The sequence below is a fragment of the Methylibium sp. genome (genome assembly GCF_031393925.1).
Lineage (GTDB): Bacteria > Pseudomonadota > Gammaproteobacteria > Burkholderiales > Burkholderiaceae_C > Methylibium.
The window spans coordinates 1-21,505 of the sequence record NZ_JANMWL010000012.1; the positions used below are offsets into that span (position 1 = coordinate 1).

Annotated in this window: 20 protein-coding genes; 9 read left to right on the plus strand and 11 right to left on the minus strand. The window is 68.4% G+C overall.

Going from position 1 to position 21,505, the window contains the following annotated elements; translation table 11 throughout:
* The 5 genes from RMO12_RS00870 to RMO12_RS00890 form a co-directional block, all read right to left on the minus strand.
* A partial coding sequence (locus RMO12_RS00870; protein ID WP_309637856.1) for an NAD(P)/FAD-dependent oxidoreductase occupies nucleotides 1–717 on the minus strand: 717 nt, incomplete at its 3' end.
* A 176-nt stretch (nucleotides 718–893) separates the two neighbouring features.
* Nucleotides 894–2,051 (minus strand): HupE/UreJ family protein, encoded by a 1,158-nt coding sequence (locus RMO12_RS00875; protein ID WP_309637857.1) that lies wholly within the window; start codon nucleotides 2,049–2,051, stop codon nucleotides 894–896.
* A gap of 29 nt (nucleotides 2,052–2,080) precedes the next feature.
* Nucleotides 2,081–3,259, minus strand: coding sequence for a tetratricopeptide repeat protein (locus tag RMO12_RS00880; protein ID WP_309637858.1), 1,179 nt, complete (start codon nucleotides 3,257–3,259; stop codon nucleotides 2,081–2,083).
* A 101-nt stretch (nucleotides 3,260–3,360) separates the two neighbouring features.
* Complete coding sequence (locus RMO12_RS00885; protein WP_309637859.1) at nucleotides 3,361–3,642, minus strand: hypothetical protein; 282 nt, start codon at nucleotides 3,640–3,642, stop codon at nucleotides 3,361–3,363.
* Between the two features lie 16 nt (nucleotides 3,643–3,658).
* The gene (locus RMO12_RS00890; RefSeq protein ID WP_309637860.1) at nucleotides 3,659–5,233 is read right to left on the minus strand and encodes a DUF4331 domain-containing protein; all 1,575 of its coding nucleotides are present in this window, start codon (nucleotides 5,231–5,233) and stop codon (nucleotides 3,659–3,661) included.
* A 311-nt stretch (nucleotides 5,234–5,544) separates the two neighbouring features.
* Here RMO12_RS00890 and RMO12_RS00895 point away from each other — a divergent pair, with 311 nt between their 5' ends.
* The 5 genes from RMO12_RS00895 to RMO12_RS00915 all read left to right on the plus strand — a co-directional run bounded on the left by RMO12_RS00895 (nucleotide 5,545) and on the right by RMO12_RS00915 (nucleotide 11,335).
* Nucleotides 5,545–7,128 carry an ATP-binding protein gene (locus tag RMO12_RS00895; protein ID WP_309637861.1) on the plus strand — a complete coding sequence of 528 codons (1,584 nt, stop codon included), beginning with the start codon at nucleotides 5,545–5,547 and terminating at the stop codon, nucleotides 7,126–7,128.
* Nucleotides 7,125–7,829 (plus strand): response regulator, encoded by a 705-nt coding sequence (locus tag RMO12_RS00900; protein WP_309637862.1) that lies wholly within the window; start codon nucleotides 7,125–7,127, stop codon nucleotides 7,827–7,829. The genes RMO12_RS00895 and RMO12_RS00900 overlap by 4 nt, the downstream gene beginning before the upstream one ends.
* A gap of 96 nt (nucleotides 7,830–7,925) precedes the next feature.
* The gene (locus tag RMO12_RS00905; protein ID WP_309637863.1) at nucleotides 7,926–9,842 is read left to right on the plus strand and encodes a potassium transporter Kup; all 1,917 of its coding nucleotides are present in this window, start codon (nucleotides 7,926–7,928) and stop codon (nucleotides 9,840–9,842) included.
* Nucleotides 9,843–10,040: 198 nt separating this feature from the next.
* The gene (locus RMO12_RS00910; protein WP_309637864.1) at nucleotides 10,041–10,823 is read left to right on the plus strand and encodes an SDR family oxidoreductase; all 783 of its coding nucleotides are present in this window, start codon (nucleotides 10,041–10,043) and stop codon (nucleotides 10,821–10,823) included.
* Between the two features lie 92 nt (nucleotides 10,824–10,915).
* Nucleotides 10,916–11,335 (plus strand): thioesterase family protein, encoded by a 420-nt coding sequence (locus tag RMO12_RS00915; protein ID WP_309624595.1) that lies wholly within the window; start codon nucleotides 10,916–10,918, stop codon nucleotides 11,333–11,335.
* Here RMO12_RS00915 and RMO12_RS00920 read toward each other — a convergent pair.
* Nucleotides 11,242–12,540, minus strand: a complete 1,299-nt coding sequence (locus tag RMO12_RS00920) for an alkane 1-monooxygenase (protein WP_309624592.1) — start codon at nucleotides 12,538–12,540, stop codon at nucleotides 11,242–11,244. The two genes, RMO12_RS00915 and RMO12_RS00920, sit on opposite strands and share 94 nt — an antisense overlap.
* An 88-nt stretch (nucleotides 12,541–12,628) precedes the next feature.
* Between RMO12_RS00920 and RMO12_RS00925 the strand changes: the two genes are divergently transcribed.
* Together RMO12_RS00925 and RMO12_RS00930 are read left to right on the plus strand one after the other, a co-directional pair.
* The gene (locus tag RMO12_RS00925) at nucleotides 12,629–13,348 is read left to right on the plus strand and encodes a CoA transferase subunit A (protein WP_309637865.1); all 720 of its coding nucleotides are present in this window, start codon (nucleotides 12,629–12,631) and stop codon (nucleotides 13,346–13,348) included.
* A gap of 1 nt (nucleotide 13,349) precedes the next feature.
* Nucleotides 13,350–13,988, plus strand: a complete 639-nt coding sequence (locus RMO12_RS00930; RefSeq protein WP_309624593.1) for a 3-oxoacid CoA-transferase subunit B — start codon at nucleotides 13,350–13,352, stop codon at nucleotides 13,986–13,988.
* A 140-nt stretch (nucleotides 13,989–14,128) separates the two neighbouring features.
* On the opposite strand, the gene RMO12_RS00935 is transcribed toward RMO12_RS00930, so the two are convergent.
* On the minus strand, nucleotides 14,129–15,694 hold the full coding sequence (locus RMO12_RS00935; protein WP_309637866.1) for a fatty acyl-CoA synthetase: 1,566 nt from the start codon (nucleotides 15,692–15,694) through the stop codon (nucleotides 14,129–14,131).
* A 121-nt stretch (nucleotides 15,695–15,815) separates the two neighbouring features.
* On the opposite strand from RMO12_RS00935, the gene RMO12_RS00940 reads away from it, so the two are divergent.
* Nucleotides 15,816–16,472 carry a pyridoxamine 5'-phosphate oxidase family protein gene (locus tag RMO12_RS00940; RefSeq protein ID WP_309637867.1) on the plus strand — a complete coding sequence of 219 codons (657 nt, stop codon included), beginning with the start codon at nucleotides 15,816–15,818 and terminating at the stop codon, nucleotides 16,470–16,472.
* 13 nt (nucleotides 16,473–16,485) lie between these two features.
* A complete protein-coding gene (locus RMO12_RS00945) occupies nucleotides 16,486–17,133 on the plus strand; it encodes a hypothetical protein (RefSeq protein ID WP_309637868.1) in 648 nt (215 codons plus the stop codon).
* A gap of 134 nt (nucleotides 17,134–17,267) precedes the next feature.
* Here RMO12_RS00945 and RMO12_RS00950 read toward each other — a convergent pair whose 3' ends face one another.
* Genes RMO12_RS00950 through RMO12_RS00965 form a run of 4 tightly spaced genes read right to left on the minus strand, consistent with a single transcriptional unit; the run spans nucleotide 17,268 to nucleotide 21,335 of the window.
* Entirely contained in the window at nucleotides 17,268–18,056 is a 789-nt protein-coding gene (locus RMO12_RS00950) for an enoyl-CoA hydratase-related protein (protein ID WP_309637869.1), read from the minus strand.
* 9 nt (nucleotides 18,057–18,065) lie between these two features.
* Nucleotides 18,066–19,673, minus strand: coding sequence for a response regulator (locus RMO12_RS00955; RefSeq protein WP_309637870.1), 1,608 nt, complete (start codon nucleotides 19,671–19,673; stop codon nucleotides 18,066–18,068).
* Entirely contained in the window at nucleotides 19,666–20,136 is a 471-nt protein-coding gene (locus RMO12_RS00960; RefSeq protein WP_309637871.1) for a response regulator, read from the minus strand. The genes RMO12_RS00955 and RMO12_RS00960 overlap by 8 nt, the downstream gene beginning before the upstream one ends.
* Nucleotides 20,133–21,335 carry an ATP-binding protein gene (locus tag RMO12_RS00965; protein WP_309637872.1) on the minus strand — a complete coding sequence of 401 codons (1,203 nt, stop codon included), beginning with the start codon at nucleotides 21,333–21,335 and terminating at the stop codon, nucleotides 20,133–20,135. Before RMO12_RS00965 ends, RMO12_RS00960 begins: the two co-directional genes overlap by 4 nt.
* Nucleotides 21,336–21,505: the final 170 nt, after the last annotated feature.

Genomic DNA, 21,505 nt, shown 5'->3' on the forward strand with positions numbered 1-21,505 from the left:
GCCCGGCTGGTGCCTGCCCGGCGCCACCTCCCACAGCTCCTTGAGGCCAAGGGCATAGCTCTGCGGGTCGCGTCCGTGGTCGAGCTTGAAGCGGGCGATCAGTTGCTTGCCCAGATGGCCGCGCGAACCTTCGGCAAACACCGTGTACTTGGCGTGCAGTTCCATGCCGAGCTGAAAGCTGCCGGTGGGCTCGCCGTCCTTGCCGACGCCGAGGTTGCCGGTCGCCACGCCCCTGACCGAAGCGTCGTCGTTGTAGAGCACTTCGGCCGCCGCGAAGCCGGGAAAGATTTCCACGCCCAGGCCTTCGGCCTGGGTGCCCAGCCAGCGCACCAGGTTGCCAAGACTCGCGATGTAGTTGCCGTGGTTGTTGAAGCACTCGGGCAGCAAGAACTCGGGCGTGGTCCGGGCGCCGGTTTCGCTCAGGAACAGGAAACGGTCGCTGGTGACGGGCTGCGTCAGCGGCGCGCCGAGTTCCTTCCAGTTCGGCAGCAGCTCACTCAATGCTCGCGGGTCGATGACGGCGCCCGAGAGGATGTGCGCGCCGGGCTCCGAGCCCTTCTCCAGCACGCACACCGAAACTTCCCTGCCGTGCCGGGCCGCCAGTTGTTTCAGGTGGATGGCGGCGGCCAGGCCGCCGGGGCCGGCGCCGACGACGACCACGTCGTATTCCATCGCCTCACGGGGGCCGAACTGCTCGAGCATCGCTTGCGGCGTCATGGGAATCCTCGGGGTCTAAAAGGTCGGGCAAAGGGCCGCAAATTCTAGGGGCGGGATGCGCGGGGCGAGCCGAGACAGCTCGGCCCGAGCAGCGCTACTTTTTGCGATGAAGGGTCGGGCCCGCCCTAGGTCGCCAATGACTGCCAGCCGCGGCAAGCCGGCACCCGTGTCCCCGCCTAGATCGGCAGCACCTTGAAATTCAGCAAGCGCTCACCCAGCCATACCAGCGCCAGCAGGCCGGCCGCTGCCGAGCCGCCGCGCAAAACGTAGCCGGCACCCGCGCGCTCGCGCAGCGGGGCGAGCAGCGCCAGGGCGATGCTCACCACGATGAGCTGCCCGGCTTCGACGCCAAGGTTGAACTGCAGCAGCGCGCTCGCCATTGCCAGCGGCTGCAACTGCAGCTCGATCAGCGGGCCGGCAAAGCCGAAGCCGTGGATGAGGCCGAAGCCGAACGCCGCGAACACGCGCCGCGAGCCGAGGAAGGGCCACAGGTTGTCGAGCGCGGTCGCCGCGATGGTCAGCGCGATCAGCGGCTCGATCACGCTCGGCGGCATGCTGAGCACGCGCCACGAGGCCAGCGCCAGCGTGATCGAGTGGCCGAGCGTGAAGGCCGTGACCAGGCCGACGAGCGGCCACACGCGCGCACGCCAGCCGTCGGCGCGCGCACTGTGGCCCAGCACCAGCGGCAGCAGCAGGCAGATGAGGAAGAGCACATGGTCGGCACCGATGAGGATGTGGTGCAGCCCTTCGCCGAAGAAGCCCGAGCCGGGGGCCGCCGGGGCGCTGGACGGCGCATTGGCGGTGCCGGTGGCGAACGCCAGGCGCCGCGGCGCTGACCCGGGCGCCAGGCTTTGCAGGCTGCCGATCGGTTGACCCTGGGCGTCCAGCACGAGCAGCAGACCGCGGTGGGTGGGATCGACCTCGCGAAACAGGTCGTAGGCGAGCGATGGGGCGCTGGCCGCCTGGCAGTTGCCGACGTAGCGCAGCACTGCGTAGGTGCCGTCGGCCTTGCGGTCGAGCGAGAAGCTGGCGAGATCGAGCTTGCAGCGGCCTTCGTCGAGCCGCACGTGCGCGGCCACGTGCCCTGCGATGTCGGCCTCGCGCTTGCGCACCTCACCCCAGCTCAGGTGGCCATCGCCATTGCGGTCGAGGTCGAGCGCCACGTCGAGGTCGCGCAGCGCCACGTCCACTTGCAGCGCAAGCCGCCCCTGTTTGTCGGCGCTGGCGCGCAGGTAGGCGTCGCTTGCCTGGTGGGCGAGTGCGGGGGCGGTGAGGGCAAGGGTGGCGACGAGTGTGGCGGCGGCGGTGGCGAGTCCGTGCAAGACGCGACGCATGAGTTGGCTCGCTGGTTGAGCCAGCCGCCTCACGACGCGTTCCCCGCCGCGGGCCCCAGGCGCGCGTCGCGCAGGCCGATGCGTTGCGCCAGGGCGGCCACTTCTGCCTGCGCCGCGGCGTCGCCTGCGGCGCGGGCGGCGCGGTCCATCAGCACCAGGTCGATCGCCTCGCGCTGCGTCTTCAGGTTGCTGCGCGCCAGCTCGAGCGCACGCTGCGGTTCGCGCTCCACTTCGAGCGCAAAGCGCGCGCGTTCGCGCGCATGCACGGCCGCCGCCTCGGGGCGCAGGGCGGCCTGCGCGTAGCGCTCGGCGAGCGCGCGTTTTTGCGCGGCGGCGTCGGCCGTGCCGAGCGCCTGCGCGACGATGGCGCGGCGCAGCAGCGCCGCGTCGCCGTCGCCGGCCTCGGCGAGCAGCGCCTGCGCTTCGGTGAAGCGCCGGCCTTCGATCAGTGCGTCGACCAGCGCGAGCCGCGTGTAGGGGTCGCGCTCGAGCCGCAGTGCGGCTTGCAGTTGCGCCACGGCCGCGTCGCGTCGGCCGGCGCGCAGTTCCAGCTCGCCCAAGGTGGTGCGGATCCAGGCCGCCCAGCCAGGGTTGCCCGGCACCTGGTTGACGAGCGACTCGAGCCGGCGTCGCGCCGCGTCGAACTCGCCGCGCAGCGCGCGGTTCTCGGCGGTGCAGGCGCCGCCGTAGAGCGGCTGGCCGGCAGCGGAGAGGCGCGCGCAGGCGGCGTCCGATTCTTCATAACGGCCTTGCACACGGTGGATGGTGGCCAGCGTGAGCAAGGCCTGCGCATGGCGTGGCTGCTCGCGCAGCACGCCCTCGAGCTCCTTCGTGGCGGCGTCGAACTGGTGCAGGTGTTGCAGCAGGGTGGCGCGCTGCAGGCGGATCTCGATCGGTGCCTGGTCGTCGCCGTCCCAGGCGCGCAGCACGCCGAGCGCCTGGCCGGCCAGGCGCGCGTCGCCGTCGTTGCGTGCGCGTGCGAGCGTGCTCTTGGACAAGGCCAGCGCGGTGGCGGCGTCGCGCGGCTGGGCGGCGAGTTGCCGCCGCAGAGTGCGCTGTTCGGCAGCAAAGGCGCCCAGGGTGGGCAAAGTCTCGACGACTTCGTCGTCGGTCTTGGGCGTGAGCGGCACGGCCAGGGCGCTCGCAGCCTGCAGCGCGAACCCTGCCGCGGCCAGCCACGCGAGCCATCGGGTGAGGTCATTTTTCATGCGAAGGGCGAGTGTAGAAGCAGCCCATGACAGCAAAAAAAGCGCCCGCCATGACGCGCGCCGGCAGGCGCGCACCACGGCGGGCGCAGTTGGCGCTTGCCTTACTGGTCGGCCGACGTCGCCACCGGCGGCGCGCTGTCGGCGTCGTCGGTCGGAGCGCTGAACGCGCTCAGGTTCACCGGCTCGGCGGTCTCCAAGCTCAGGCTCGTCAGGCTGGCGATGTAGGCCGTGAAGCCTTGCCAGCTGCTGCTGGCACTGGCCGGCGGCACCGAGTTGTCGACCGGCGCGGGCGGCGGGTTGTCGTCGTTGCCGCCGCCGCAGGCCGCCAGCGCGAGGCCGGCTGCCAGCGCCAGGAGCGCTCCGTGAAATCGGTAGGTCTTCATGGATGGCTCCTGGTGTTTACTTCGTTCCGCCGATCGGCGTGTTCAGGTAGGGGAACGCCGGCAGCAGGGGCACCGTCGCCTGGTCGACGCCGTCGTGCAGCTTGAACGAGGTTTCCTTCAGGGGTACGGCCGAGGGGTTGCAGGCCGCGCCGAAGCCGAGCGCATCGGTGGTGCCGTTGGCCATGCACAGTCCGCCCATCATCGCCACCAGCGAGATGTCGACGATGTCATCCTTGGGACGGCGGCCGTTCGGGAAGCCCGCGCTGTCCGTGCCGCCGGCCAGGATGTTGCCGACGAGGCCCAGCCGGTTCTGGCTGGCAAACGGCACCGGCTCGATGCCCGTGTTGAGGCGCAGCATTTCCGAAGGGGTCACCGTGGACATCTGGTTCACGCCCTTGATGCCGGTGAGGAACACCGTCTGCAGGTCGACGCGGCCGGGGTTGGTCGGCGCGGCACCGCCCAGGCCGAGCACGGCATCGATCAGCACCGGCAAGGTCGGGTTGGTGACGTAGCTTGCGAACTGCATGTCGCCGCTCGGCTTGGAGGCGTTGAACTTGTCCTTGTCCTTCAGGCCGATGACGACCTCGTTGACGAGCGGCATGCCCAGGCGCGAAACCTGCGTCCACGGGCCGGCCTTGACCGCACTGGTGTCATAGCCACTCTTGGGCGAGCCCGAGTGCAGATGGCCCTGGCGCAGGCTGGCGGTGGTCCAACCGCCGATCACCGCGGCCGGGTCGTTGGCCGCAGCACCCGCCTTCGTGATGAGGCAGTCGCGATGCACCTCGAGGGACAGCGTGGTGACGTTCTTGTCGGCCAGGTCGCCGGGGCCGGCGGCGCCGATCAGGGTCGGGTCGGTGATGAAGGCAACGGGCGCATTGACCAGGTCGAAGATCGTGCCCAGGTTGACCGCGAACGGATCCTGGCGCTGACCGACGAACACCTTGGCGGGCATCGCGCAGCCGGGCATGTTCACGGTGTAGATGTGCTTGGCGGCGTAGGCGGCGTAGGCACCGGCACCGGGGAAGGTCTTGGTGCCGATGTTGTCGACCGGTTTGTCGAACACGGGGCTGCTGCCGTTCATCACCGCGGTGCGCGTGCCGCTGCGGCGGTCGCCGGTCACGACGTCGAGCGTGAAGGTTTCGCGCACGTTGGAGTTGGCGTCGTTGACGTCCTTGATCGCGCCGGCCTGGGTGAGCGGTATCGACACCATGGTGCCGAGCGGCGCCGGGACCATGATGTCCTTGAGCTCGTTCTTGAAGCGGAACTGGAAGCTGATGTCTTCCTTGGCGTCGCCGTTGTTGTCGACGTGGATCTCGTAGAGCGCGTTCGGGTCGAGCTTGAAGTAGTTCGGGCCGCCGTAGGCGTCTTGCAGCGGCAGGTAGTTGGCCACCAAGGTGACGTAGCCGGCGCGGTTGGCTTCGTAGCTGCGGAACATGTAGAAATCGGTGGCGTCGACCTTGGGCGTGCCGGTGATGGCGGGCGCCTCGCGGTGGCTGGACGCCAGCGCAGCGCCGGTGAGGGTGAGCAGGGCGGCGGTGGCGAGTGCCGTGCGCTGCAGGCGCCGGCTGCCGAAAGCGGTGGGAGTGAGCATGCTGTCTCCTGGTGGGTGGTTGGGCGCATGCCATGGAAGGCGGCGGCGCCGACGGTCCAAAGGCTTGCCTGGACTACTACGCAAGGCAGCGCGGATTGGATGCAGACAAGTCGGTCGCGACGACCTGCAAGGCCGGACGGGGCGGGCGTGTGAGCCGGCTTGCGATCCGGAGACGACGGTGAACACGGCCAAGAGCGGCCTAGAGCAACACCGGGCAGTCGACCCCAAGCGCAGACGGCGCCGAACCCCTGGCCCGGCGCAAACCCATCCGCCAAGTCTTTCCCGATGCGCAATGTGCTAGCTTGCACCCGATGATGCTCGGGACCTTCTCGAAGTGGCCGCAACGCCGTGTCGGCCGTTGGCCCGCGGCGGTGGCCTGGACTGTTGCCTGGATTGCCATGCTGGCGCTGGATGGCCGCGTTGACTTGGCCAATCTGGCGATGATCCTGGTGCTGGCCTCGGTGGTGGCCGCCCTCTGGCTGCCGCCGATCGGCTGCCTGCTTGCCTGCACCTTCGCAGTGCTGGCGTTTAACTGGGCTTTCGTACCCCCGCGCGGCAGCTTCACCGTCGACCTGCATCAGCACGCGCTGCTGCTGGCCACAATGTTGGCCGTCAGCTGGATCGTCGCCCTGCTGATGGCCCGCCAGCGACTGCTTGCCGCCCGCGAGCGGCGGCACGCGCAGCGGGCCGAGAATCTGCGGGCCACGAGCGAAGCGCTGCGCGATACCGACGATCCGATCGAGCGCGCACCGCAGCTGCGCGAGGCACTCGTACAACTGGTGGGCACGCCGGTGACCCTGCTCATGCTTAGGGGCTTACTGCCGCCCGGCACCGACGGCGATCCCTGCTTGCAACTCGGCGAGGCCAGTGCCGATGAGCAGACCGGCCTGAGGCTGAGCCTGCGCGACTCCCGCGCTTTCGGGCCCGGCACGGGCCGGCACCAGGAGCAGGACGCCTGGTACCTGCCGATGCGAGGGCGCAGCGCGAGTTTCGGCGCTGCCCTCGTGTCACTGCGCGCGCCGCCGGCCGAACCGGGCGAGGTGCGGGCCCATGCGCAAGCGCTGTGCGACCAAATGGGCTTGGCGCTGGAGCGCGCTCAGACGCTGCGCAGAGCCGTCCAGGCCCGCGAGGAGGCCAATTCGCAGAAGCTGCGCAACACGCTGCTGGCCGCAATCTCGCACGACTACCGCACGCCGCTGGCCACGATCATGGGCGCCGCGTCATCGCTGCACGACCAGGCCGACCGGCTCTCGCCCGAACAACAGCAGCGCTTGGCGGCCATGATCGTCGACGAAGCGGACCAGCTCAGCCGCCTGACAGACAACACCCTGCAACTGGCCCGGCTGGACGCGCCGGGGCTCGCGCTGCAGTTGGACTGGGAGTCGGCCGAGGAGCTCGTGGGCAGCGTGCTGCGCCGGGTGCGTCAGCGCGATCCCGCACGCCGCGTGCATGCCCGTATCGAAGCCGGTCTGCCGCTGTTGCGCTGCGACGCCGTGCTGCTCGTGCAGTTGCTGGAAAACCTTGTCGACAACGCGCTCAAGTACAGCGATGCCGCCGCGCCGGTGGAGATCGTCGCGCGAAAATTGGGCGACCAATTGGTCATTGCGGTGGGCGACCGGGGGCCCGGCATTGCGCCGGCCTGGCGCGAGCGCATCTTCGACGTGTTTCAGCGCGGCGAGCGCGCCGACGCCCCGGTCGGGCCGTCGCATGAGTCGGGCGCGCGACGCGGCGCCGGGGTCGGCCTGGCGGTCTGCCGCGCCATCGCGCGGGCGCATGGCGGTCAGCTGACCCTGCGCGCTCGCAGCCGCGGCGGGTCCAGCTTCGAGTGCGCTCTGCCCGCGGTCGACCCACCTGAACCCGCGGCGGCTGCCGCGGCCGAAAACGCAAGGCCATGAGCTTGAGCGTGCTGCTGGTCGAAGATGACCGCGAGTTGCGCGCCACGCTGCGCGAGGCGCTCACCGTCGAAGGCTACAAGGTGCGAACGGCTGCCAGCTTGGCCGACGCCACCGCTCAAATGGCCCATGCCGAGGCGACCGGCGACGTCGATCTGGTGCTGCTCGACCTCGGGCTGCCCGACGGCGACGGCGAGGCGCTCCTCGCAGCCATGCGCCGTCAATGCACGACCCCGGTCATCGTGATCTCGGCGCGCCAGAGCGATGGCCAGAAGATCCGGCTGCTCGATACCGGCGCGGACGACTACCTGGTCAAGCCATTCAGCATCGGCGAGTTGTTGGCGCGCATGCGCGTGGCCCTGCGCCATCGCGGCACCGCTCTGCAAGCGGCCATCACACACTACGAGCACGACGGCCTGCTGGTCGACGTCGTAGCGCACCGCGTCGGCGTTGATGGCCAGGATATTCATCTGACACCGACCGAGTTCAAACTGCTGGCGCGGCTCGTTCGAAGCGTGGGGCGGGTGGTGACGCACCGGCAGTTGCTGGCCGATGTCTGGGGGCCAGAGTTCACCGAGCACACGCATTACCTGCGGCTCTACATGGGTCAGCTGCGCGCCAAACTCGAAGCCGACCCTGCCGACCCCCGGCGTCTGCTCACCGAGCCAGGCGTCGGCTATCGCCTGGTCGAGCCCGCGGCCTGAATCACCGGCTGCACCACGCCGCGCCAGCGGCACTTATGCGTTCCTGATGCCCGCACGGGCACGCTGGCTGCATTGCCATGCTCACACCGCCCAACCATGTCATCCATCGCGTCTGGAACCAGCTCACCCATTGCCCCTGCCCCCGGCCGCCACGGCCTGGCCGCCTTGACGATGGGCGCCATCGGCGTCGTCTACGGCGACATCGGCACCAGCCCGCTGTACACCGTCAAGGAAATCTTCGCGCCGGCCACCGGCGTGGCGCTGAACGCGCACAACCTGATTGGCGCCGTCTCGGTGATCTTCTGGGCGCTGATGCTGGTGGTCACGCTGAAATACGTGGTCCTCATCCTGCGTGCCGACAACCACGGCGAGGGCGGCGGCCTGGCGCTCACGGCGCTCGCTGTCAGTGCCATACGGTCGCGTCCGGCGCTAAGGTCGGGCCTGTTGCTGCTCGGTGTGTTCGGCGCCACCTTGTTTTACGGTGACAGCGTGATCACGCCGGCCATCTCGGTGCTTGGGGCGATGGAAGGCCTGCAGATCGTGGCGCCCGGGCTCAAGCCCTACATCGTCCCGATCTCGGTGGCGATCCTGCTCGGGGTGTTCTCGATCCAGAGCTTGGGTACCGGTGTCGTCGGCAAATTCTTCGGCCCCATCATCGTGCTGTGGTTCTTGATGCTCGGCGCCATCGGCGTGGGCCACATCGCTCAGCAGCCGGAGATCCTGGCGGCCTTGAACCCGGTGCATGCCTGGGGCTTTTTGTCGGAGCGCGGCTGGCATCTGTTCGCTGCCGTGGGCGCGATCGTGCTGGCACTGACCGGTGCCGAGGCGCTCTACGCCGACATGGGGCACTTCGGCCGACGACCGATCCAGATCGCGTGGGCCAGCCTGGTGCTGCCCGCGCTGGCGCTGAATTACATGGGCCAGGGCGCCTTGCTGATCGCCGACCCGTCGGCGATCGAAAACCCGTTTTATCGACTGTTTCCCGACGCATGGTTAGTGCCGGCGCTGGTGCTTGCCACGCTGGCGGCCATCATCGCCTCGCAGGCGGTGATCTCGGGGGCCTACTCGATGACCAAGCAGGCGATCCAGCTCGGCTTCCTGCCGCGCATGGAGATTCGCTACACCTCGGCGCGGGAAGCGGGACAGATCTACATACCGGCGGTGACCTGGGCCTTGCTGGCCGGCGTCATCGCAGCGGTGCTGTTCTTCGGCAGTTCGTCAGCCCTGGCTGGGGCCTACGGCATCGCGGTGACGCTGACGATGATGATCACGACGGTGCTCACCTACTTCGTGGTGCGCGAAGGATGGCGGTTGCCGGCGCCGTTGGCCATCGGCGCGACGCTGTTCTTCCTGGCTATCGATGCGCTGCTGGTGGCAGGTTGCGCGGTGAAGTTCTTCGACGGCGGCTGGTTCCCGATGGCACTGGGGCTGCTGATGTTCGTGGTCATGAGCACTTGGTCGCGCGGTCGGGCGTTGTTGATGAAAGGCATCCGTCGCGAAGGGGTGGAACTGCAGCAGTTCATCGATAGTCTGGACTCGCGTAGCGTTCACCGCGTCGAGCGAACGGCGGTCTTTCCGGTCGCCGATCCGGCAACGGTGCCGCAGGCGCTGCTGCACAACCTCAAGCACAACCAGGTTCTGCACGAGCACAACGTGATCCTGACGGTGGTGTTCGGCGAGGTACCTTGGGTGCCGACGGAGCGGCGCATGGAGGTGGTGCCGCTCGGCCACGGTTTCTGGCGTGTGACGCTGCACTTCGGTTTCATGGACACCCCCGACGTGCCGAAGGCGCTGACGCTGGCGCGGGTCGAGTCGCAGGGCTTGCGCATTCCTGTCTTCGAGACAAGCTACTTCCTCAGCCGGGAGACCGTGGTGCCGGCGCCCGGCGGCGGCATGGCGAACTGGCGGGAGCGGCTGTTCGCGGCGATGAGCCGCAATGCCAGCGGCGCCGTCGAGTTTTTCCGGCTGCCGGACAACGAGGTGGTCGAGCTCGGCACCAGGGTCCAGCTCTGAATGTCTGGGCACGAGTAGCGGGAGCTTCGACGGTACAGCGTCGTCCGCGCTGCTCGGTGCTCAGGCACCCCGAGGTCGAGCGGACTTGCATCCAGGCGCTCGCCGCGTGGACCGCGCGAGTCATGCTCGCGGCCGCAATGCCGTGCTATCTTGAGGCGCAACGCCAGCGCGCACCGAGCCCCTCGAGAAAGCACCGCCATGAGTTATTCAATCGATCTGTCGGGCCGCGTGGCCTTTGTCACCGGCGCCTCCAGCGGACTGGGTGCGCAATTTGCGCGCACCTTGGCCGAGGCGGGCGCCGCGGTGGTGCTGGGGAGCCGGCGCGTGGAGCGGCTCAAGACGCTGCGCGCCGAGATCGAGGGCTTTGGCGGCGACGCGCACGTGGTGAGCCTGGACGTGACCGACAACGACAGCATCCGCTCGGCGGTGGCGCATGCCGAAACCGAGTGCGGGCCGATCGACATCCTGGTCAACAACTCGGGCGTGAGCACCACGCAAAAGCTCACCGACGTGACGCCCGAGGACTACGACTACGTGATGGACACCAACACGCGCGGAGCGTTCTTCGTGGCGCAGGAGGTGGGCAAACGCATGATCGCGCGCTCCAAGGGCGCAGCGCCGGGCACCTGGACGGGCGGGCGCATCGTCAACATCGCCTCGACGGCGGGGCTGCGCGTGCTCGGGCAGATCGGCGTGTACTGCATGAGCAAGGCGGCGGTGGTCCACATGACGCGCTCGATGGCGCTCGAATGGGGCCGCTACGGCATCAACGTCAACGCCATCTGTCCTGGCTACATCGACACCGAGATCAACCACCACCACTGGGCCACCGAACAGGGCAAGAAGCTGGTGGACATGCTGCCGCGCCGTCGCGTCGGCCAGCCCAAGGATCTGGACACCTCGCTGCTGATGCTGTGCGCCAACGAGAGCCACTTCGTCAATGGCGCCGTGCTGCAGGTCGACGACGGCTTTGCGGTCTGAGATGACCACCCCCACGCCCCCGCGGTGCTTGCCCCCGAGGGGGTGCCCAGCCTTCTCGGGACGGCCCGTCGAAGGCTGAGGCGACGGCCATGCTGCGCTTCGAGATTCCCGAGGCCAAGACGCTGTCGCACGAGATGCGCATTCCGATGCGCTGGGGCGACATGGACGCAATGGGCCACGTCAACAACACGCTCTACTTTCGCTACCTCGAGATCGCGCGCCTGGCGTGGTTTGACGCGATCGGCTGCCCCGCCAATCCGGACGGGGAGGGCCTGGTGATCGTCAACGCCTTCTGCAACTTCTACCAGCAGCTCGAGTACCCGGGCGACGTGATCGCCAAACAGTATGTGTGCAACCCGGGGCGCAGCAGCATCGACACCTACACGACGCTCGAGCGCAGCGATGCGCCGGGCAAGATCTACGCCGCGGGCGGCGCCAAGCTGGTGTGGGTCGACTTTCCGCTGCAGAAGTCGCGGCCTTTGCCTGACTGGTTGAGGGCGCTGGTCTCCTGAGCAGACGGTGCCGTTGCAGCGCCGATCGGTTGGCCGTAGCGCGCCTCGATCGCCGCCCGCCGCCGCGGGTCGATGTTCACGCGCTGCAGATCGCCTTGCACGTGCGGCAGGGCCAGCAGCCGCGGGTCCATCACCCGAAACCACAGCCACGGCACATAGGCCAGCGGAAACATGCCGAAGTAGCCGCTGGGCAACTGCGGCAGGTGCTGAAAGTGGCGCAGCGATTGGTAGCGCCGCGACGGATGGGCATGGTGGTCCGAATGCCGCTGCAGGTGGAACAGCGCCAGGTTGGAGACCAGGTGATTGGCATTCCAGGAGTGCCGCGGTGCCGGTGCCTCGTAGCGCCCGTCGGCAAGGCGCTCGCGCAGCAGCCCGTAATGCTCGACGTAATTGGCCGAGGTGAGCTGCCACCAGGCGACCACGTTGTGTACCGCCAGGAAGGGCAGCATCACCCAGCCGAAAGCCGCTAGCAGACCGCCTTGCAGCAGCGCGGTGATCGCATACGACTGCAGCAGCGTGTTGCGTCGGCTCCAGGCCGGTTGGCCGGACGCGGCGAGTCGCTCGCGTTCGAGCTGCCATGCACGCCGCATGCCGCCCGGCAGTTCACGCAAGGCAAAGCGGTAGATGCTCTCGCCCATGCGCGCGCTCGCGTGGTCTTGGGGCGTGGCCACCCAGCGGTGGTGCCCACGACCGTGCTCCACGGTGAAATGCCCGTAGCCCGGCACCGCCAGCACCAGCCGCGCCAGCCATTGCTCCAAACGGTTGGCCTTGTGGCCGAGTTCATGGCCGGTGTTGATGCCCAGGCCCGAGTCGGTGCCGGCCACGTAGCCCATCAGCAGCACCGCCCACCACGGTAGCGCCTGCGTGCTCACCCACCACGCGCAGCCGATCAGGGCCACGAAGTGCAGCGGCACCGTGAGCCAGGTGAGCCAGCGGTAATAGCGGTCGGCGTCGAGCTGCGGCACCACCGCCTCGGGCGGGTTGTTTTCGTCTTCGCCGATCCAGGCGTCAAGCAGCGGCATCAGGCCGTAGCTGATGACGAGCGGCAGCGCAAGCGCGATCGGCTCGCCGCTCGCGGCATGCGCGGCCATGCCGGCAAACGGCATCAGTGGATAGACCACCGAGAGCAGCCACGCCCAGCGTTTGCGGTCGCGGTAGGAGACGCGACCGAGGGTCGGGTCGACGGCGGTGTAGGAGGCGGGCATGGCTTATTTTCTATCCGATCAGCAGCTCGACGGTGCGGTGCGCCTTGCGGTGTACCCTGTGCGCCGACCTTAAACCGGAGTTTGCAGAATGAACAAGATCTACCCGAGCGCCGCCGCCGCGCTCGACGGCATCGTGCATGACGGCCAGTTGCTGGCGGTCGGCGGCTTCGGGCTGTGCGGCATCCCCGAAGCGCTGATCGACGCGCTGCGCGACAGCGGCGCCAAGGGGCTGACGGTGATCTCCAACAACGCCGGTGTCGACGGCTTTGGCTTGGGCAAGCTGCTCCAGACGCGCCAGATCATGAAGATGATCTCCAGCTACGTCGGCGAGAACAAGGAGTTCGAGCGGCAGTACCTCGCGGGCGAGCTGGAGCTGGAGTTCACGCCGCAAGGCACGCTGGCCGAGCGGCTGCGCGCGGGCGGCGCCGGCATTCCGGCCTTCTTCACGCGCACCGGCGTCGGCACGCTGGTCGCCCAGGGCAAGGAGACGCGCGAGTTCGACGGTCACGTCCACGTGATGGAGCGCGCGCTGTTGCCCGAGGTGTCGCTGGTCAAGGCGCACACCGCCGACAAGAGCGGCAACCTGGTGTTTCGTCGCACGGCGCGCAACTTCAACCCGGCGGTGGCGATGGCCGGCAAGACCACGGTGGTGGAGGTGGAGCGGCTGGTCGAAGTGGGCGAGATCGACCCCGACGACGTTCACCTGCCGGGCATCTACGTCCACCGCATCGTGGTCAATGCGCACCCGGAGAAGCGCATCGAGAAACGCACGATCACCGCGACCGCCACCGAACAGAAGGGGAACTGACATGGCCTGGACACAAGAGCAGATGGCCGCCAAGGCGGCCGCCGAGCTGAAGGACGGTTACTACGTCAACCTGGGCATCGGCATCCCGACCTTGGTGGCCAACCATGTGCCCAAGCACATCGAGGTGTGGCTGCAAAGCGAGAACGGCATGCTCGGCATCGGCCCGTTCCCGACCGAGGAAGAGGTCGATGCCGACCTCATCAACGCCGGCAAGCAGACCGTGACCACCATTCCCGGCTCCAGCATCTTCGGCTCGCACGACAGCTTTGCCATGATCCGCGGCGGCAAGATCAACCTCAGCATCCTGGGCGCCATGCAGGTGAGCGAAACCGGCGACCTGGCCAACTGGATGATCCCCGGCAAGATGGTCAAGGGCATGGGCGGTGCGATGGACCTGGTGGCCGGCGTGCCGCGCGTCATCGTGCTGATGGAGCATGTGGCGCGCAAGAAAGACGGCAGCACCGACCTGAAGATCCTGCCGCAATGCACCCTGCCGCTCACCGGCGTGGGCGTGGTCAATCGCATCATCACCGACCTGGCGGTGATGGACGTGACGCCTCGAGGGCTGAAGGTGGTCGAGCTGGCCGAGGGCGTGACGCGCGAGGAGCTGCAGGCGAAGACGGGCGTGGCGCTGCATTGAGGCGGCGGCCGGGTCGGCCGCCAGCGTCGCCTGAAGCTCCTTGCCCCTCTGGGGGAAGGCCGGGATGGGGGCCGGCCCCAGCGTGTCACTGCGATGGCCCCTCGCCCAACCTCTCCCCAGAGGGGAGCGGAGCCGCTCGATCAGCCCGCCTCGAACAGCCCCGCATGCGCCAGCCGCAGCTCGCGCTTGAGCAGCTTGCCGCTCGGGTTCTTGGGCAGGGCGTCGGCGAACACCACGCGCTTGGGTGACTTGAAGCCGGCCAGTTGCGCGGCGCAATGCGACAGCACCTGCTCCTCGCTCAGCGACTGCCCGACCTTGACGACGACGATGGCGACCACCGCTTCCACCCAGCGCGGGTGTGCCAGGCCCACCACGGCCACTTCGGACACCTGCGGCAGGCGGTAGATCGCCTCTTCGACCTCGCGGCTCGCGACGTTCTCGCCGCCGGACTTGATCATGTCCTTCTTGCGGTCGACGACGAAGATGTAGCCCTCGTCGTCGATCGTCGCCAGGTCACCCGAGTGGAACCAGCCGCCCTCGAACGCGGCCTGAGTGCGCTCGTCGTCGTGAAAGTAGCCGAGCATGAGCTGCGGCGAGCGGTGCACGATCTCGCCCACCTCGCCGGGCGCCACGTCGCGGAGTTGGTCGTCGACCACGCGTGTTTCCACGTTGAGCACCGCGCGGCCGCAGGAACCGGGTTTGCGCAGCTGGTCGTCGGGGCCGAGCATGGTGGCAAGCGGCGCGATTTCGGTCTGGCCGTAGAGGTTCCATAGCCGCATGCCGGGCAGCCGCGCGGCCAGCTCGCGCATCACCTCCACCGGCATGATCGAGGCGCCGTAGTAGCCCTTGCGCAGGCGCGAAAGGTCGGTGCGCTCGAACAGCGGCGAGCGCAGCAGCGCGATCCACACCGTGGGCGGCGCGAAGAACGAGCTGATGCCGTGCCGCTCTAGCAGCGGCAACAGCTTCTCGGGTGATGGTTTGGCGGTGATGACGTTGCTGGCGCCGACGTAGACGCAGGGGCCGAGAAACACGTCGAGCTGCGCGCAGTGATAGAGCGGCAGTGCATGCAGCGTCAGGTCGCTGCTTTCGATGCTGGCGTCGACCACGCAGCTGACGTACTGCCAGATCACCGCCTCGTGCGTGAGCATCGCGCCCTTGGGCAGCGACTCGGTGCCGCTGGTGTAGACGATCTGCGCCAGGTCGCTGCCGCACAGCGCCACGTCGGGCAGCGCCGCGGTGCTGCTGGCGAGCGCGCCAAAGGGCGTCATGCCGGCGACCGGCTCGCTCGGCTCTTCGGAGGGCAGCCAGACGAAGTCGCGCACGGCGGTGTCCAGTGCTGCTGCGGCGCGGGCAAGTGCGGCCAGGCCGCTGTCGGTGGCGAGCATCGTCGCCCCGGCGTGCCGCAGGATGTAGGCCGCCTCCTCGGGCTTGAGCATGAAGTTGATCGGCACCAGCACCGCGCCCAGCCGCGCCAGCGCAAAGCGCAGCGCGGCGAAGGCGTGCGAGTTGCGCGCCAGCACCGCCACCCGCGAGCCCTTGGCGATGCCGCGCTCGGCCAGCGCCGCGGCGACGCGCTCGCACACCGCGTCGAACTCGCGGTAGCTCCAGCGTGTGTCGCCGCACACGATCGCCAGCTTGGACGGCGCGCGTTTGGCGCTGCGGCGCAGCAGGTCGGCCAGGGTCTGGCGGTGGACGATCGGGTTCATGGCGTCTCCTCTCGGGCCAGTATCGCCAGAATCACCGGCGCCGCGAAGCCGGGGTGTTGCTCTTGGCGAGATCGGTCCGGGCATACAAAATGGCCGTGACCACAACGCGAGGAGCCCCCTGATGAGCGATTTCTTTGGACCCGAACAGCGCGCGCTTCAACAGCGCTTCGAGACCCAAGCCCTGGCCGATGCCGTCGTGTCGGTGACGGTGCATGACGAGGTGCAGGACACGGACCGCGCATTCATTGAAAGCCGCGACATGTTTTTCCTGTCCACGGTCAATGAGCACGGCCAGCCGTCGTGTTCTTACAAAGGCGGCGAGCCCGGCTTCGTGCGCGTGCTCGACGCGAACACGGTCGCGTTTCCGAGCTACGACGGCAACGGCATGTTCATGTCGATGGGCAACATCCGCGCGACCGCCAAGGTCGGCCTGCTGTTCATCGATTTCGAGCTGCCCAACCGGCTGCGGCTGCACGGCACGGCGTCGGTCGTCGACGCCGATCCGCTGCTGGCGCAATACCCGGGGGCCGAGCTGATCGTGCGCGTCGCCGTGTCGCAACTCTTCATCAACTGCCCGCGTTACGTGCATCGCTACCAAAAGGTTTCGAGTTCGCGTTACGTTCCCAAGGCCAGTTGCGAGACGCCGTTTGCGACGTGGAAGCGCATCGATGTGCTGCAAGACGCCTTGCCGGCGCGCGACCAGGTTCGCTCGGGCCCGGCCGGTGGGCTGATCAGCTTCGAGGAGTACTTCGGCAAGGCAGCGCGCGGCGAGGCTTGAGGCGGAGTCACCCGTGACGAGCATGCGTTGGCCGGCCATCGGCGCCATCGCGGCGATGGCGCCGCTGGCGCCGGGCTACCGCTTCGAGCTGCTGCAACGCTCGGAGGTGGCAGCACTCATCGGCGCCATTGCACAGTGGTACCCGGACATCTCGGTCGGGTCGGCCAGTTGCTTCCTGCGTGAGGATTTCTACACCGAGAAGGTGTTCCTCGCGGGCGAGACGGAACGCGACTTCATCGTGATCCTGTTCAAGCGCGACGACGAGCTCGCAGGCATGCTGTCGATCGAGAGGGACTGCGAAGCCATGACGCTCTACGGCCGGTTGGGCATCATCGCGCCGGTGCATCGCGGCGCACACCTGAGCCTGAACATCCTGCAGGTGCTCGAGCCCATCGGGCAGGCGATGGAGATGGGTTTCGTCTACGGCATGGCGACCTTGAAGGTGCCGCACATCCAGGTCGCCTTCGAGCGCCTGGGTTACCGCCTGCTCGGCTTCACCCCTGGCTTTGACCGTGAGCTGGTGGCGCCGGGCATCGTCAAGCGCGTCTACGAGGCGATCTATGCCAAGGTGCTGGTACCCGAAGAGGATCTTCTTCGTCCGGCCCCCGAAAACTTGACGCCAAAGACCAGGGCGCTGTTTGAACTCTTGTTTCCCGGTTGAGCGCCTGATCGAAAGCTTCGAGCCGGTCTCGAACGCATAAGAGCATGGGTCGCCAACGCGCTGCGCCGCGCGGCCGGGGTGGTGGCCGTGTCGGCTCGAGGGACGATGCCGACCCGGCACCGCCCCTCGAGCGTTCAATCGCCGCCAAACCGCGGCGCGCGCTTCTCGAAGAAGGCCGCGACGCCGTCGGTGAAGTCGCGGGTTCTCGCGCCCTCGGCGAAGGCGTCCCGCTCGGCGCGCAGCTGGTCGCCCAGATCGCGGTCGTGCGAGGTGCGCAGCAGGCGCCGGATGCGGCCGTAGGCGGCGGTCGGCCCGGCGGCGAGGCGCCGCGCCAGCACCATCGTCTCGGCCTCGCGTTCGGCCGCCGGCACGACGCGGTTGACCAGGCCGAGCGCCAGCGCCGCCGCCGCGTCGATGGGCTCCGACAGCAGCGCGATCTGCATTGCCCGGCGCAGCCCGACCAGGCGCGGCAGCGCCCACGAGCTGCCGGCGTCGAGGCTCGCGCCGATGCGGGCATAGGCCATGTTGAAGACGGTGTCGTCCGCCGCGATCGCCAAGTCGGCCGCGAGTGCCAGGCTCATGCCGGCGCCGGCCACGGCCCCGTGCAAGCTGGCGATGACGGGCGCGTCGCCTGCCGCGAGCAGCGCCAGCGCCGCGTGCAGCGGGTCGATGAGGGCGCGCGCCGTGGTGTCGGCGTGCTGTGGATCGGCATGAAACGCGCGCAGGTCGCCGCCGGCCATGAAGGCGCGGCCCTCGCCGCTGAGCACGATCACGCGCACGCCTCCCGCGGCCTGCAGCCGCTTCACCGTGGCCAGCAATTGCTCGGCCATCGGCACGTCGATGGCGTTGAGCGCCGATGGTCGGTTGAAGCGGATGCGGGCGATGCCGTCGTCGAGCGAGGCAAGGATAGGGTCGGTGCTCATGTCAGATCCTCAGTTGCCGCGTGCGCCGGTCGGCGCGGCGCCAGCGCCCGGTTGGGCCAGTTCGGCCAGCACGCGCGCCAGTGCGCAGGGGTCGAGTGGTTTGACGAGATGGGCGTCGAAGCCGGCGTCCGCGGATTTGCGCCGGTCCTCGTCTTGCCCCCAGCCGGTGGTCGCGACGAGGAAGGCGCGCTTGCCGGCCGGCATTTCGCGAATATGGCGAGCCGCCGCGAAGCCACTCATGCCGGGCAGGCCGATGTCGAGCAAGACCACGTCGGGCTGAAGTTCGGCCACCGCGTCGAGCGCAGCCGGGCCGTCGTGCACGGCTGCGACGTCGTGGCCGGCGAGCTGTAGCAGCAGCGCCAGGCTCTCGGCGGCGTCCACGTTGTCGTCGACCACCAGAATGCGCCGGCGCACCACCGGCGCTGCCGCCGCGTCGACCGGTCGCGGTGTTGGCATGGCGCGTGGCGGCTCCACGAGCGCGGGCAGGCGGACGACGAATTCGCTGCCCAGCCCGAGCCCGCCGCTCTGCGCCTCGAGACTGCCGCCGTGCATCTCGACCAGTGTCTTCGCGAGCGCCAGACCAAGCCCCAGGCCGCCGCGCGAAAGCTCCAGAGAACTGTGGACTTGCACGAACATGTCGAAGATCCGCGACAACTGATCGGGGGCGATGCCCTCACCGTCGTCGCTGACGCGGATGACGGCCAGGTCGCCATCGCGTTCGACGCACAGCGTGATGCGCCCACCTTGCCGGCCGAACTTGCTCGCGTTGTTCAACAGGTTGGCGATCACCTGCGTCAAGCGCGCCGCATCGGCATCAAGGTGAATCGACGCTGCAGGCACCGAGACGCTCAATTGCTGCTGCGCGCGTTCGCACAAGGGGCGGGCGACCTCCAGCGCGTGGTCGATGACCGATGCCAGTTCGATGCGATCCCTGCGCAGATCGAACTTGCCGCTGCTGATGCGGCTCACGTCGAGCAGGTCATCGACCAGCCGGACCATGTGGCCGACCTGGCGCTCCATCATGGCGATGGCCGATGCCGCCGCTGCCGCGTCGCCGCTGCGCTGAATGATCAGCAGTGCATTGCGGATCGGCGCCAGCGGGTTGCGCAATTCGTGCGCGAGCATCGCGAGGAACTCGTTCTTGTGCCGGTCGGCCAGCCGCAGCGACGCGTTCGCCGCCGCCAGCTCTTCCGTGCGCTGCTGCACGAGGTGTTCGAGATCTCCCGCATGCCGCGACTGCTTCATCGAGAAGCGGATCGCACGGTCGAGCTGCAGCGCGTCGAGGCGGTCTTTCTTCAGGAACGCGGCCACGCCGCTGAGCAGCGCCGCGTTGTCGAGGTCGGCCTCGCTCTGGCCGGTCATCATGATGACCGTCGTGTTGCAGCCCTGTCCCCTGGCCTCGCGCAGCAGCTCCAGCCCGTTGCGCGCGCCGAGCCGGTAGTCGAGCAGACAGACGTCGTGCTCGTTGCGGCCGAGCGCGAGCAATCCGGCGTCATAGTCGCAAGCCCAATCCAGGTGGAAGGGCGCTGCGGGAACTTCGGCCAGCAGCGCGCGCGTGAGCTCGTAATCGTCGCGGTCGTCGTCGATCAGCAGCACGCGCACCGTCGGGCTATTCATGCGAGCCCCGTCCGCCGTTGTCGGGCAACTCGACGATCTCGAGCCAGTACTTGCCGAGCGCGCGCACCACGTCGAGCAGCGCCGGGAAGGTCACTGGCTTGCTGATGTACGACGCCGCCGACAGGTCGTAGATGCGGGCGATGTCCTCCTCCGCCTTGGAGGTCGTCATCACCACCACGCGGATGCTCTTTAACTGAGGGTCGTCCTTGATTTCCCGCAGCGCCTCGCGGCCGTCCTTCTTGGGCATGTTGAGGTCCAGCAGGATCAAGCCAGGGCGCGGCGACGTGGCCGGGTCGGCATAGGCGCCGCGGCGCTTCAGGTAGTCCATCAGCTCGACGCCGTCGCAGACGAAGCGCAGATCGTTGGCCAGCTTGCTCTCGTCGAACGCCTCTTTCGTCATCGCGCGGTCGTCGGCGTCGTCGTCGGCCATCAGGATCGTGATCGGCTCGCCGTGTTGTTTCATCTGCTGCCTTCCTGCAGGGTTTGTCGAACCGGCAGGGTGAGGACGAACGTCGCCCCCTGGCCCGGCGTGCTGTGCGCGGTGATGCGACCGCCGTGTCGCTCGACGATTTTGCGGCAGATCGCCAGGCCAATGCCGGTGCCTTCGTACTCATCGCGGCCGTGCAGGCGCTGGAACACCTCGAAGATGCGGTCGAGGTACTGCACGTCGAAGCCGATGCCGTTGTCCTCGACCTGGATTTCGCAATGCTGTGCGACGGCGCCAGTTGCGTCGACCGCGCCGGCCGGGAGCAAACGGCTGCTCAGCTTCACCAGCGGCGCAACGCCGGGGCGGTGGAACTTCAGACCGTTGCCGATGAGGTTCAGGAACAGTTGGCGCATCTGCGATGCGTCGGCCTCGATGTTGGGCAACTCGCCCTGTTCGACCCGGCCCCCGGCTTGAAGCATGCGGTCTTCGAGGTCGGCGACTGCCGCGGCGGCCGCCGCGCCGAGGTCGATCGGCACGAACGGCTGGGCCTTGGTGGTGATGCGCGAGAAGTTGAGCAGGTCGTCGATCAGCGTGCGCATCCGCGCCGCCGAGCCGAGGATGCGCCCCAGGTAGTCGCGGCCCTGATCGCCGAGTTGCTCGGCGCACCGCGTTTGCAGCCGATCGCCGAAGGCTTGCACCTTGCGCAGCGGCTCCTGCAGGTCGTGCGAGGCGACCGCGGCAAACTGCTCGAGCTCGCTGTTGCTGCGTTGCAGGGCCTCGTTCAGGCTCCGCAGCTCCGCGGTCCTTTGTTCCACCCGGCGCTCGAGTTCGTCGTTGGACTGCTGCAGCGCCCGCTGAGCGCGCTCCCGTTCGGTCACTTCGTGCTCGAGCTGTCGCTGCACCGCGAGCGCCTTCGCGGTCAGCGCTTCGGCGCGATCGCGGGCGCGATGGAGCGCCTCGCAAATAACAATGATCGCGATGGCGACCACGCTGAAGCGCAACAGGTCGAAGCCTTGCTCGGCGTCGCCCACATGAAGCATCCAGCTGTAGCGAGGCGCCACGAAAAAGAACTGACCTGCCAGTACCCCCAGCACGAACGCTGCCGCAGAGGGCCCGAGCTGGGTGCGCCAGGCGACGAAGAGGACCGCCAGGTAATAGAAAAGATAGGGAATGTTGGCGTCGAGCCAGGGATCGAGCAGCGCACGTGCCGCCGTCGCGACGACGACGCTGGCCACGGCGATCGCATAGCCGCCGACGGCGCCGATCCGTCGCGATGGCGGTGCGGCTGTATCGCTTGGCACTGCTGAACGGCGGGTCTGAAGGGTCATTGAAGCGAGCGCGGCCATTGGCGTGAAGCGGATTCGCGGCCGATGATAGGCGGCCTGTTTGGAGCACGAAATTCAGC